The following is a 13,081-nucleotide window of genomic DNA, read 5'->3' on the forward strand; positions in this document are numbered from 1 at the left end:
GGCCGACAACACCGCGCGGCGGCGCAAAGAAGCCTTCAGTCCGCGTCCATCCTCACGCTCCCCAGTGGCAGTCGCGCCATCGCCGACATCGGCCGCACATCGAAATCCCCATAGCCATCGACCGTGGCCCGCGGCTTCCTGCATGAGAGGCTTTCGTACGCCTGCCGGCACCCGAAACCCTTCGCCGTTGCGGTCGTTCACGGCGGCTCCGTAGCTTCCTAAAAGCGGACATCGCCGGTGGCGACGTCACAAGCGGGTAGCGCCGAACATGGGGGGTTAGGAGGATGCCACCGCCCTTCATTTGCGGACGTTGGCGTCGCGCGGGTGCTGGATTACGGGTTAACGTTCAGGCACATTTCGGTTACGAGCTTCCGGCGGAGGGCGGCCGTGTAGTCGGTTATGTCCGTTGGCGCGATGACGAAGGCGGAGGGGCCGCCGATGACATTCTCAGCGAAGTACGATGCCAGTTGGATACGGGGATCCTGGTCCGGAACTGCGATGGCGTTGATGGTGTATCCCTTGGCGATTGCGTTCAGCCTGCTAGCTTCGACGGGGAGTCCATCGTTGTTTTTGCCGTTGGCGGAGATGTCGATCACTTTCCTGATGGCCTCGTGCGGAAGCCGATCAAAAAACAGAGCCGCGACGTCAATCGCTGAGGACATCGACGTCCCGGCTCTCTCTCTGCGGCCCATACCGTCATAACCTTTGGCGCGGATCACCGAAGCTGCCGCCTCGGCGTCTTCGCGTCGGCAGATCTTCGTCCAAGGCCGATCCTCGTTCGACCGGGGCTCGACCATTCGAAATAGGTCACGCTGATGCAACCGATATGATTGCGGGCGATCGCCCGAAGGATCTCCGGCGAGGTGAGCGCCTCGGCGTGGCCGTTACGCTGCAGATCAGCGATGTCCGGATCGATCGAGGATGAGACATCAACGGCAAAGACTATTGCGACGTCCACCTCGGCTGCATGCGCATGCGACCGCCAAGGCATCGAAGCCGCAAATGCCCCGATCAAGCATCCAACCAAGCAAAGGTATGAATCCGCCTTCATTGTTCCCCCAATTACTGTTCGCGACCAACCCGTGAAGTACAGCTAATCGAACTGCCGTCAGGATCGCGTTTGGGCCGGCGGAGGCGCTTCTTGCGCGGCGTTAGTTTTGCATTAGGGTTCCGTTAGAAGAGGCCCAAGGCAAAACTTTCCGAGCGATGACGACTAGCGACATTACTGCCAGGCTGCGATTTTCGCTGTTCGGAGGCTTCCGGATCGAAGGGCGGCACGGTCAGGTCCGACTTACCGGCAAGCGAGGTCCGGCGATCATCGCATATCTTGCACGTTACCCTGGGATGATGGCGCCGAGGGAGAAATTGGCCGACCTGCTATGGAGCGACAGCCAACATTCGCGCAACAGCCTCAGGCAAACTCTCAGTCTTCTGCGGCGGGATTTCTCGCAGGCCGGGGTGGCCATCCTCCAAGCCCGGAATGACACGATTGGCCTGGATGCGAACGCCGTTGAAACCGACGTGGAGGATTTCGAAGCAGGCTTAGCCGCCCGCTCGCCGCAGGAACTTGAGATGGCCGTTGGAGCATACAGTGGACCGTTTCTCGACGGATTCTTTCTGGACAGCGGGCCGTTCGACGACTGGGTGGCGTCAGAGCGCGACAGGTTGCTGAACCGGGCGCTGGAGTCTCTCGAAAAGCTTGCCTGCCTCGTCGATCCGCAATCCGGACTGGCCCTGGCCGATCGATTGCTGGCGATGGAGCCGACTCGGGAAGCCTCCTACCGGCTGAAGATCGAACTGCTTGTCGCATACGGCCAGCGCGACCGGGCGATGCGCACATACGAAGCGTGCGCAAGCATGCTGAAGAAGGAATTTGGCGTCGGGGTCAGCCCCGAGACACAGGCGCTCTGGCAATCCATGATGTCGGGCGGGAATGTCGCGCGGCCTACGCTTCATCTGCATTCGACTACCGGCGTTCCGGCCGGCCAGCATCGCGCCCGCCCATCCATTAAAGTCGCCAACTTCGTCAATGTAACAGACGATCTGGCCGACGACTACTTCGCCCGCGGGCTCGTCCAGGACATTTCTACGGCGCTCTCCGAGGTGAGCGACTATGTCGTGCTTTCCGGCTTCTCGCCGGCGGAATACGGCGACCCGGGCGATGAACCCAATATTCCCGGGCCGCTGCGGGCGCGTTACGTGCTGAGCGGTAGCATCCAGAGATCCCACAATGACCTGAGGGTGAACGTTCAACTCATGGACGCCGCCAGCGGCCACAACGTGTGGGCCCAGAAATTTGACAGCCGCTCCGAGAACGCGCTCGAGTTCCAGGACCGGATCGCGCAATCCGTTGTGCTAGCGGTTACGCTCGAGCTTCAGCTTTCGAACTGGAAGGTTCGCGACAAGAGCCCGCCCGGCCCTCCGGAGGTGCGCAGGCTCGTAAACGAAGCTCTCATGAAGTACTTCGAAATGACTCGGGAATCGCTCCCGATTGCGGTCGAACTCGCCGAAAACGCGCTCGCCATCGCGCCTGACAACGCCCGCGCAAAGCGCACGCTCTCCATCGCTATCACGGTGGGCGTTGCCTTTGGGGCGCTTCCATGGAAAGCGGAGCAGATCGAGCGTGCCCTGGAGCTTGCGCAGGCGGCGGTGCGGGCCGTTCCTGACGATGAAATTGCGCGATGCATCCTTGCTTTCGCCTTTGAGTGTTCCGGCCGGATCGAGGAAGCCATTGTCGAATGCCGGCACGCGATAGACCTCAACCCGAGCTATCCTACGGCTAGAGGCGACATAGCGATGCTATATGCGCTGCGCGGGCAGGTGAAGGAGGCAATCCGGGAGGCCCAAGAGGGGATTCGTCTTGGGACCCATGACGTTATCGATTTCTGGCGCCATCACAGTTTGGTAATGGCCTACTTCGCCGGTGGCAACGACAGGCGGGCGCTCGAAGTCGCTCGCAAGGTGGTCAGAGCGAAGCCCGACTTCGTTCGGGGAGCGCTCTATTGGGCCGCAGCGGCGGCCGCCACCGGAAACAAGGAGGAGGCAATCCGCGCGGTACACCACTGCCTGTCCCAGCTTCCGTATCTCAATCGGGGCAATGTCTCGCCCGGTTTCGTGCCGCGATATGTGATGGATCAGCATCATTCCCGGTTCCTCGATATGCTGTCGATGGCCGGCCTTCCAGATAGCTGATATTGGCTTGGCAGTTGTGACCCGCTGACACGCGGAATCGAGGAGGTAGAGCGCCACGAAGTTTCCCCGGGAAACTCCTGTGCACTAGAGCTACCGCAAATCCCCAAAGCGACTGGCGAGAACGGAACCCTCGAAGACTGTCGTGCCACTACATGCGGATGAGTGCTTACACGCGGCTGCTGACTTGGATTTCACCATCATATATTCTGAAGCTTGGAGTGAGATGTCCGCAAGCAGTCAGACTACACGAAATCTTGGGTCATAACGGTGCTCTAACGCTAATATAACGGCAGGATGCCATTCGGCAGCCTCCGCTAGACGCTGTTGTGACGAGCGGTGTTTATAGCCGAGATAGAAAATGGGGGGATCGGCCTTTTTCGCCAATTTATGCGCGCAGTTGCAGTCCGGGAGGGGGAACTTTTCTATGTGCGTCAGACTATTTTTCTATACACTTCTGTCGGTGCTTCCGACCGTATCCCACGCTCAAGTTGCTAATTGGGATGTTGATGGGTCCGACGAATTCGCAGCGCGGATCGCCGATGCGTCGTTGCCTGTCACGCTAAGTTCGCCGGACATACAGCCGATCGATCCCGTAGAATTTTCCGCCAACTGGGGACTTGCGGCCATCGGAGCCGACAAGGCACTCCAGAGGGGCCTTACGGGAGCCGGCGTCCGGGTTGGCGTGGTCGATGGTTCGATGCAGCTTTCCCACCCGGAGTTCTCCGGGCGCGCTGATGTATTCCAGTTCGATGATGTCGATGACGGGAACCATGGCACACATGTCGGCGGCATAATAGGCGCCGCGCAGGATGGCACGGGCATGCAGGGTGTGGCGCCCGGCGTGCTGTTGTCTTCTATCCGCGTTTTCAGGGCGTCGAACGGATATCACTTGGGTAATCAGCAGACGGCGGACGGCTACGATGCAGCGATCGCGGCAGGAATCCGTCTGTTCAACAATTCCTGGGGTTCGATTACAGATATCCGCGAACTTCCAGGCGTATCAGACGTTCGGTCCGAAGTGGGCACGGCGGCGCTGGAAGCATATCGTCGCGCGGTAAGCGCCGATGCCGTGCTGGTTTGGTCAGCCGGCAACAATCATTTTCCGGATCCGCTACCACAACCCGCACTCCCATACTTTTTCCCTGAGCTTGAATCGAACTGGGTAGCCGTTGCATCGGTGAACCAGGCGCTCGAATTGTCATCGTTTTCCAATGCCTGCGGTGTTGCCGCAAGGTGGTGCATTTCTGCTCCGGGCAGCGACATCTATTCTACCTGGACAACGGATGCCTACTATACGGAATCCGGCACTTCGATGGCGGCGCCTCATGTCACCGGGTCGCTCGCGATCGCCAAGCAGATGTTCCCCAACGCGTCGGGGTCCGAGTTGACCCGGATCGCTTTCCAGACGGCAACCGACCTCGGCGCACCGGGCATAGACGAAATCTACGGCTGGGGTCTGCTCAACCTCGGCAACATTGTCGACATGATCGAACCGGAGACAGCTTCGTTCTTCGCCAACGCTGCCTGGTCGCGTTTCTCGACGCTTCAGCACGTCGCTGCGGCCATCCCCCAGGATGATACCGGCTCGGCTGTCTTCGCGGGCGATCAGGCTGCCGCATTTACGTCGTTCTGGCCGCTCGAAGGCAAGGGAGACGGCATAGCACTCGCTGGCGAAGACGACGGACCACATCCCAGGGTCTGGGTTGGAGCCTTGTATGGCGCCTCCCACCTCGGGGCAGCGCCCGACAATCCGGGAGCCGAAAGCGAGACAACCGCCGCCTTGCTCGGCGTGGACCTTATAGCTACCGATACGGAACGCTTCGGCATCGCCGCGGGCTATTCTCGCACTGATCTGACGAGCGACGTTCCGGGCGACGATGCTGACGAGGATGGCTACCATCTTCTTGCCTATGGACACTGGAAGAGCGACGGCTGGTTCGCGGCCGGCGTCGGCCAGGCGGCCTACTTTGACCAGTCGATAACGCGGTCCAACATTTCCGGCGCACAGGGCACATCCTTGACGCCGGTCGGCGCCAGTTCACCCGCTACCTGGGCTGGGGAACTGGACGGCCGCTTCGGCCGTGAGTGGATTTCCAACGGCTACGAGGTGGCGCCATACGTCGCCGCCGCTATCCGCTGGCAGGATACAGCGGTTTTCGAGGAAACAGGGGCTGGCATATTCTCGCTATCCGTTCAGTCTTCAAACTTCGGACAATTCGAAATCGGTCCTGGCGTCAGGTTCCGGTCGCCCGAAATCCAATTCGAGAGCCTTGTTGCCCGCGCGTCCTTCGATGCCGGCTACTCTTACCTCGCGGGAGACCGCGACTACCTGACCTACGCGAAACTTCTGGGCACAAGCATAGAGGGAACGACAGCCGAGGTCGGCGAGCACATCCTCAGAATCGGGGCAGATTTGAAGGTCACCGGAAACGACGGAAACACGTCCGGCATCATCGCGTACAGCGGCCTCTTCCAGGAAAACGCGACAACGCAGACGGTCTCGGCAAGCCTGCGGCAAGCCTTTTGAAGGTCGCGGCAGAGCTACAGAATGTCAGCTTGGGCTTTGGAACATGACAGTGGTCCGTCGGATATTTATCGATCCAGCTCGTTCACGCCGCTAGCTGTTCGCCTGCTGACGGAACGCCCCGATCCTTCACCAGCCTCACCGCCTCAAGCGTGAACCCGCGGCTGAACTTCCTTCGCCGCATATCCATTCTCCAGTTCCGGCAAACACTTTATCTCGGTGTCCACGAACCGGCAGCAGGCCAAGGCGAGGCCACGCCGGTCGACTAAGGCAGGTCTCGCCTCAAAGTGACGTTCCTGCCCGAGTTCGTCCGGTGGATACCCTTCACCAAAGGCGACTACTGGGTTCTGAACCTCGCCGACGATTACTTGGTCTCCCTGGTCGGCACGTCGATCGCAGATTTCTGTGGCTGCTTTCGAAAACTCCTTCGCTGAGCGCCGATACGCGGAGATCGCAGGCGAGCAAGTGTGCGTCGCGCCGTGGCTTGCGCCAGTAGACCCGTCGGCCGTCCGCCACATCCAGATACTCGTCGGCAGCGGCGATCGGGATGGCCTCCGCCGCATGCGGGACGAACTGCATCAGCGGGTCCGGTTCGCCATCACCGTCGCCGGGCTGGCAGCCTCGCGGACGGAACTCCAGGAGTTTCAGCAGGGATGCCGAAACCTGCCAGCTTCCAGCCGCCACGGCGGCCGCGTCGGCCAGCGTCAGCGCGCCGGTCGTGTGCAGCGCGTGGGCTATCGCCAGCCTTGTGCAGGTCTGCACGCCCTGTGTTCGCTCTGCGGGCGCCCTGGAAAGGGAGTTCTGGCCCCAACGCTCCAAGACACCGTGGACGAATGCGATGTCGCATCCGAGCGCGTCCGCCAGATCCTGATCTGACATCCGGCCGTCCAGCCAGCACGAGGGTCGATCCATCGTCATCGCGCTCATCTCCAAGCCCACCTTGTTGCTGCCTGCGTTCGAGGCATCATCGCCGACAGGCCAGGGATCGAGGCACAACCGGAGTCCTTGGGCTCACCGAGATGCTGCAAGACCTCCTCGGCCGACGCAGCGGCTCTGACCTTCTTCAAGACCTGCGGACGGGAGAGGTGCCTGCAGAAGCGCGCCAGAGCGTTCAGGAATTCAGTCGAGCCCTCGCGCGGCCAGACGACCCCGAGTACGACATCCACGCACTGCTCGTCGGACGCGTCGTAAGGGATCTGATGTTCGAGGACTGCAAGGACAGGAGCCGGCTCCCCCAATCCGCCAGGCATCGCGTGAGGCATGCCGATGCCTTGGCCGATGCAGGTAGCGCCGAGCTTCTCCCTGTCGAGCAGTGCCGACAGAACTGAAAAGAAAGCAAGTCCGGTCCGAGAAGCAAGCTGGCGCGCCATGGCCTCCAGAAGCGGGCGTTTCGCCTGCGCCGGATGGCGCATCAGGACGTCCTGGGGACGCAGGAGATCGAGGATTTCCATGAATGACTCCCCGCCACGGCCGAACGCCGCAGGCGACCGCCCGCGATCGCGGGCGCGAAGATCGAATGAGGTTGCTTGAGCCTTGGCGGACCCGGACGCTGAGCCAGGGGTCAGATCGCGTCCGGGTTAGATGCCCGCTTTGAGCAGGCGCGCGCCGTCGAGGCGCACGAAGGCTGGCATTCTCAGCATGGAGCGAACCTACCCGTTGCTGCCGACGAAGCAAGCCCTGAAACGGTCCCGTTGCGGACTGCCACAGGTCGGCCTGAAGACAGTTCCGCCCGGACAGGCGCCGCGCCCGAGACGAGGGACGCGAAGATTTCGCGAAGCCCGGCCTCTTCGATCGAGACCGCCGCCTCGGCAGGAGGCATCCAGCGACGGATCACCTTCACGTCGTTCGGCCAGCTGACCAAGGTGCCCCAGACATGGAGCCCATGGACCGTCACCTCGATCGCCTTGCGGCTGCCGCATGGTCGGAGTCTCAGCGCCACGTATCGCCCGAGCGGTTCGGAACCGACCCTTCCCGTGATGCCGGCTTCATGGAAGGCCGCGCGGTCGGCGGACTGGAGCTCCGTTCTCGTGCCGGAACAGCGGGCTGCCGGAACGCGCCAGCTTCCGCCCCTCCGCGGGCGCAGGAGCATGACTTCGAGGTTCCCGTCGCAGTTCATGCGCCACGGGAGCGCTGCGTGTTCCTTCAGGATGTCGCCGGAAGCTGCCGGGTTGCTGATGGACCGCATCATGACCGCGCCCCCATCTCCGACGAGATAACGCGCGAAAGCGCGGGAATCCGGGACGGGCCCGCGGAGCTATGGGCGGGCGGAGACAGGCACCAGGGACATCGGCTGGCGGAGAGGGGCAGATGGCGGTTGCAGGGACGGCATATCAGCCGTGAACGGGGGGCTCTCATCGGACACTCCATCGATGCGGCGCTCGGCGCCGCAGGATCAGACCGCAGGTTTCGTAGAGATTTCCCGGAGCAGGATCAGGTGCGGAAATCAGGGTGAGGAAGCCTGCTCCGGGGGCGGATGCGACCGTTCCCGGCAAGCCTCGAAACCTTGATGAAAGTCTCCATGCACATGCCGTGGATATAGCCGTTCGCAGCCTTCATTACGAGGCGACCTTATGTCGCCCGGCCGACGGCATTCCGCTGGAAAGACGGTTTGACATCGCCTGTCGTCTGGCCAAGATGCGGCGGTGACTACCTACTCCGACATACGGCTTCCTTTCCGGAAGCGTCCGAAAAACGGCATCTAGCCCTGGCTCGTGCAGCCTCGGGCGGCGGGCCAGGGACATTCCTTTCACATCATGGATCAACCGCGCCGCGAGCTGCCATGCAGCCGTGCGCGGCGCCGTCAGGAAGGAAGCCGTCATGGCAAAACGGAAAGGCAACAAGGAAGCCCGAAAGCCCAAGCTGCAAAAGGCAGAGAAGACCGGAACCGGTTCCGTGTCGGAGCTCATGGTGCGAGCGACGATGCCGGGCAAGCGGCGATAGGAAAAGCCCTGCACGCGGAAAGTTCTCCGCGTGCAGGGCTTCGTCAAAGGGTCAGAGAACCGCGAACGCGATGAGCATCAGCCCAAGCGTGCCGCACGCGATTATGACCTTGGTCGTCATGTCCAATTGGCAATCTCCATTCAAGCAAGTGACCTGAGCCGGGACCGGCTACTTGTCTTGGAAGAGTCCTTCGACCGCGCGCGGGATGTCGTTACGGGATAAGCCGATGCCCCAGAGTTCCCTGTCGTCCAAGGCCTGAAGCTGGTCCATCGCCTTGCGCCTCTGCCACCGTCCGAACCCACGGACGATCATCCGCGCTAAAGAGGACCGCGGGCGAGGATTGTTATGATCAGACATGTCAGTCTCCGAAAATGGCCGGGCCGAGAGCCGCAGTCGGCGGCCTGCCCGGAAGCTGGGAGTCAGGCGTGCGGAAGCACCGGAGGGGACGCGATGCGCAGGGCCTGCGTTGATGCCGGCTACCCCGGAGACCGCCGGATAGCTGGTCCCCGGCGCCAGTGCCGGATCAGCACCGCTCCTGACCGGGAATGCAGCGGACGATTCATGCGAAGGCTCGCCAGAAGAAGAGGGCGCTCATCGAGGCTCCGACAGCGATCACGATCATCCGCACAACGGACGCAGGCAGCGCCCTTGCGATGGGCGCCCCCGCATACCGGAGGCACCCCCGTGTAAACCAGCGCCGGGAAGGTCAGGAACGTGCCGCCGCCCGCAACGGTGTTCAGCGTTCCCGCAAAGAAGGCCGCGGCGGCCAGGATCGTATAGTCGAACATAGGTTGCTCCTGCGCCGCGGCGCTCGCTCAGGCCGCGGAGGGGCCGGGATCGTCGAACCCGTCATGGGCCGGGACTAGCCGTGGCTGATCGTAGAAAGCGCCTCTGATCAGGCGCAGCGCCGGCTTGACCGCAGCGGGATGGCCTGCGTGTTGCAGAGCTTCTTTCTCCCGCCTCGCCGCCTCAGGCTGGTAAAGCACCTGATGCAGCAGAATTCGCTCCTCCTTGCCGTCGGCGTTCTCGACCGTGAACTCCTGGCCCTCGGAGAGCCCGAGAAGCGCAAGCCCGCGCGCTGTCGTGATCGGGAGGAACATCCCGATGGGAGAGGTCATCCGATCGTGCGAGATGATGCGGCTGTCGGGCTCTCGGCCGTCGACGCTGAACGTCACACGGCTGCTGAGCGTAGCCACGTTCACCGGAATGTCGTCGCGGAACATCACGGTCGCGGACTCGATCTTTCGGTTGAGGATCGGGGCGAGTGAGTCGTCACGTCCAAGGCAACGGTCGCGCATGACCTCCAGGATCGTGAAGTCCTTGGTCGTCAGGAAGCAGGTCTCTCTGGTCATAGCAGTTCTCCATCGCTCTGCTGGGAGCGGTTACGGTTTGGCGCATTGGAGAATCCCCTGGCCGCATGGCGCGGCTCAGGGGCGGCTATCCTGCGATGAGGCACCCCCCGAACAACGAGAGGCGGCACGGCGGCCGGATTGCGGTCATGACGCTGTCCGCAGTTCCTGCGAAGCCCCTGCCGGAAGCGCAGAAGGCATCGGTGGGCGGACGGATTCCACCGTCAGGCGGTGAACGCGCCCGTCTCGCGCGGTCCAGTCGATCGACTGCCCGGCGGACAGGCCGATCAGCGCGACGCCGATCGGGGTCAGGATCGATACCTTGCCTTCGGCGATATCGGCCTCGCCCGGGAACACCAGCGTGACGTTCCTGTCCTCGCCGAGATCGCTGGTAAAGCGCAGGGACGATCCCATGCGCACCACGTCCGGCGCGAGCCGGCCGTCCTCGACGACCTTCGCGCGGTCGAGTTCCGCGAGCAGTTCTTCCGCCACGGCGCGGTTGCGGTGAGCGAAGGATTCGGCGAGCCGCCACAGGCGCTCGCTGTCGGTGCGCGTCACGGCGATAGCCGGCTTGCGGTTCTTCTTGGTCGGCTGAGCCATCTTTGGGCCCTCTCATGTAAACGACGCGCGCACGCAGCAGTGGCGTGACGGACATCTTCGGTGATCTGGAATTGTTTGCCGCTTTAGTGAAGGCAGCTCCGGCGAACCGGAATTCAGCCTATGCCCCGCGGCCGGGCGCGACGCGACCTGGCCGGGGGTCAGATGCCCGCGATGGGGCACACCCTGTAAAAGGTCAGAAGGTGGCGGTCGTTCATGCACATGCCACAGACGTGGGCCTTTGCGGGAGCAAAGTCAAGCTAACGAGTCCTGCCTACCGATAACAGGAAGCGATCCCGCTGCGGTGTCCGCTCGACTTGTCATAACGCGGCAGGCTGACGACGCATTTTCGGGATCAAAGCGCCTCCGATCTCCTATGCTTCCGGGTTGATCGCCTGTCCCGACAGCGGCAAACCTGACCGCCGAGGGTCGGTGACGCTCTTCGTACTGTGTCACCGGGCCAGCCTGCTGCAACGAAGCTGACGAATGAGAGGAGTCTACCGTGCATCCAGGAGACCAGGACAATCCCAGCTACGCTTCCCCGCCGTGCTTCAGCAGCGTGAGGTCGGTCTGTATTGGCGCGAGGGCAGCCGCCGTAAACGGCAACACCATGCGCTGGCGGAGGCGGCAGACCGGGTGGGTGCCATCCCGGGGCTTCGGTAACAGCGCGATCACCGGTCGCGCGCGGCGGTTCGGCCGAGCCAAATCATCGGCAGCTTCCCTAGTTTTCTCCGCCGTAAGCTGACTGTCTCCTTACGGCCCCATACCGGTCGTTCGCGCTACTGATCCAAGATCTAAAGCCCCCAAACGGATAGAGCCCTTTCTGCGCCAACACGGTCCTCGCGGATGCGGAGTATCGATTGGCGCGTGAGGCCGGTCTCAGCGGATATCGCCGAGGCGCCCGAGCCGGCATCAAGCATTGAGACGACGGCAAGGTACTGGGGTCGCGAGTAGCTTGGCTTGCGTCCACGGTACGTTAACGGATCGGCCTTCGCAGCTGCTATGCCCGCTTTCTGTGCTTCTTTCGTTGCAACCGCTTGAGCCTCAGCCAATGCGGCCATGAAGGCTATGAGTGCGTCACGGACGGCCTGTTGGATAGGATCCTTGGTAGAACCATCAAACGTCATTCCGTTGATGACGGTTTTGACGACCACTCCCTCATCCATGAAATGCCGAATGCTGTTCGAGACATCCCTGTAATCGCGGCCCAGCCGATCTACCCAACGCACAACCAAGGTGTCACCGGGAGCAAGCAAATCGAACAGTCGCTTGCCCTGCGGCCGATCCGCCAATTTGGTCGAGACGCCTGAGACCCCGTGATCGGCGATGACCTTGTCGATCTTGAAGCCGGCCGCTTCGGCCTGATGCCGTTGATGGTCCAGGGTCTGATCAGAAGTCGAAACTCGGGCATAGAGAACTATCTTTGGCACGGACCTCTCCTGTACGAAAGAGCTATGTCCGTTAAATGAGATGTCCGCTGACCGTTTTCAACTCTTGCGGACACTCATTTTGCAGGCGATCGAAGTGTACGTTGACGTATACCTCATCGGTCAATCTCAGGAGGCTTAGCTGAGGAGTGCGGATGGCAGCAACGGGGCCGAGAACGGACTGTCCGGTTGCAGGGATCAATCGACGGTAAGCCGCCACCCTCCTACAAACCGACTGCCGAGGTGGCCTCTCAGAATGCACGCGGTGAGCAGCCATCCGCGCTAGGTTCGAATGGCCGCTTCACATCAGATCTCGGTTCTCTCGGCCAACAGGAGCGCGTCTTCCACGTCGACGCCGAGGTAGCGCACCGTGTTCTCGATCTTCGAGTGACCAAGCAGGATCTGGATAGCGCGAATGTTGCCCGTCGCCCTGTAGATCATCGATGCCTTCGTGCGCCGGAGCGAGTGGGTGCCGTACTCTTCCGGCCGCAGACCGATCGCGGTCACCCATTCATGTACCAGTCTCGCGTATTGCCTTGTGCTCATGTGTCGAGAGTGATCGATCCGACTCGGGAATGCATAGTCCTCGACCGAGCCTCCACGTCGTTCGAGCCACGCCAGCAAGCTCGCTCTCACGTCCGAGGTGATTTCGAACTGGACTGGCCGCCGCGTTTTCTGCTGGATTACGGTCGAACGAGTTCTGACCTCCGGTCCGGCAACCAGATCGCGAATCCTGATCTTGACTAGGTCACATCCGCGAAGCTTGCTGTCGATCGCCAGATCGAACAGCGCCCGGTCCCGAACGCGTCTCTCGCGATCGAGGAAAAAGCGAATTGCCCAGATTTGCTTCTGGGTGAACGGACGCTTGGTCCCGACCTTCTTGCCGGCGTTCCAGGCCGCGCGCTCGCGGCTCGCATCGTCGAATACGGAATGGCCCATGTAAGTTCTCCTCGGCCTTGATTGGCCAAGAAAGAAGACGCTGCAGCTGGGAGTAACCGGATGGCCGACTTTCAAGAGGACATTTCTAAGCCCGTCTCTTGAGCCCCTTATCC

At 61.9% G+C, this 13,081-nt stretch carries 12 protein-coding genes and 1 pseudogene; 5 read left to right on the top strand and 8 right to left on the bottom strand.

The genetic code is table 11. The features are described 5' to 3' along the window. Together ABMA32_RS15715 and ABMA32_RS15720 are read right to left on the bottom strand one after the other, a co-directional pair. The coding region (locus ABMA32_RS15715; protein ID WP_349014765.1) for a hypothetical protein at positions 1-201 on the bottom strand (201 nt) is incomplete at its 3' end. A 131-nt stretch (positions 202-332) separates the two neighbouring features. Further along, positions 333-1,051 (bottom strand): annotated as a pseudogene (locus ABMA32_RS15720) (DUF1194 domain-containing protein). Between the two features lie 155 nt (positions 1,052-1,206). On the opposite strand from ABMA32_RS15720, the gene ABMA32_RS15725 reads away from it, so the two are divergent. The 4 genes from ABMA32_RS15725 (at position 1,207) to ABMA32_RS24320 (ending at position 6,592) form a co-directional block, all read left to right on the top strand. After that, positions 1,207-3,192 (top strand): BTAD domain-containing putative transcriptional regulator, encoded by a 1,986-nt coding sequence (locus tag ABMA32_RS15725; RefSeq protein WP_425475545.1) that lies wholly within the window; start codon positions 1,207-1,209, stop codon positions 3,190-3,192. A 547-nt stretch (positions 3,193-3,739) separates the two neighbouring features. After that, positions 3,740-5,719: a S8 family peptidase gene (locus ABMA32_RS15730; RefSeq protein ID WP_349014767.1), complete on the top strand. Its 1,980-nt coding sequence runs from the start codon at positions 3,740-3,742 to the stop codon at positions 5,717-5,719. 284 nt (positions 5,720-6,003) lie between these two features. Beyond that, on the top strand, positions 6,004-6,150 hold the full coding sequence (locus ABMA32_RS24315; protein WP_425475546.1) for a lipocalin family protein: 147 nt from the start codon (positions 6,004-6,006) through the stop codon (positions 6,148-6,150). After that, positions 6,122-6,592, top strand: coding sequence for a hypothetical protein (locus tag ABMA32_RS24320; RefSeq protein WP_425475547.1), 471 nt, complete (start codon positions 6,122-6,124; stop codon positions 6,590-6,592). The genes ABMA32_RS24315 and ABMA32_RS24320 overlap by 29 nt, the downstream gene beginning before the upstream one ends. 47 nt (positions 6,593-6,639) lie before the next feature. On the opposite strand, the gene ABMA32_RS15740 is transcribed toward ABMA32_RS24320, so the two are convergent. Both ABMA32_RS15740 and ABMA32_RS15745 read right to left on the bottom strand, forming a co-directional pair. Further along, a complete protein-coding gene (locus ABMA32_RS15740) occupies positions 6,640-7,167 on the bottom strand; it encodes a PTS sugar transporter subunit IIA (protein WP_349014769.1) in 528 nt (175 codons plus the stop codon). Between the two features lie 182 nt (positions 7,168-7,349). Beyond that, positions 7,350-7,904 carry an NUDIX hydrolase gene (locus ABMA32_RS15745; protein WP_349014770.1) on the bottom strand — a complete coding sequence of 185 codons (555 nt, stop codon included), beginning with the start codon at positions 7,902-7,904 and terminating at the stop codon, positions 7,350-7,352. A 629-nt stretch (positions 7,905-8,533) separates the two neighbouring features. Here ABMA32_RS15745 and ABMA32_RS15750 point away from each other — a divergent pair. Then, entirely contained in the window at positions 8,534-8,656 is a 123-nt protein-coding gene (locus tag ABMA32_RS15750) for a hypothetical protein (RefSeq protein ID WP_349014771.1), read from the top strand. A gap of 815 nt (positions 8,657-9,471) precedes the next feature. On the opposite strand, the gene ABMA32_RS15760 is transcribed toward ABMA32_RS15750, so the two are convergent. From ABMA32_RS15760 to ABMA32_RS15775, 4 genes are all read right to left on the bottom strand, one after another. After that, complete coding sequence (locus tag ABMA32_RS15760; protein ID WP_349014773.1) at positions 9,472-10,008, bottom strand: GreA/GreB family elongation factor; 537 nt, start codon at positions 10,006-10,008, stop codon at positions 9,472-9,474. Positions 10,009-10,152: 144 nt separating this feature from the next. Next, positions 10,153-10,605, bottom strand: a complete 453-nt coding sequence (rnk, locus tag ABMA32_RS15765) for a nucleoside diphosphate kinase regulator (protein ID WP_349014774.1) — start codon at positions 10,603-10,605, stop codon at positions 10,153-10,155. Positions 10,606-11,396: 791 nt separating this feature from the next. Beyond that, positions 11,397-12,032, bottom strand: a complete 636-nt coding sequence (locus tag ABMA32_RS15770; protein WP_349014775.1) for a recombinase family protein — start codon at positions 12,030-12,032, stop codon at positions 11,397-11,399. A gap of 303 nt (positions 12,033-12,335) precedes the next feature. Continuing rightward, positions 12,336-12,968 (bottom strand): tyrosine-type recombinase/integrase, encoded by a 633-nt coding sequence (locus ABMA32_RS15775; RefSeq protein ID WP_349014776.1) that lies wholly within the window; start codon positions 12,966-12,968, stop codon positions 12,336-12,338. Between the last annotated feature and the right edge of the window lie 113 nt (positions 12,969-13,081).

Source organism: Mesorhizobium quangtriensis, from assembly GCF_040081925.1.
GTDB classification, from domain to species: domain Bacteria; phylum Pseudomonadota; class Alphaproteobacteria; order Rhizobiales; family Rhizobiaceae; genus Mesorhizobium_K; species Mesorhizobium_K quangtriensis.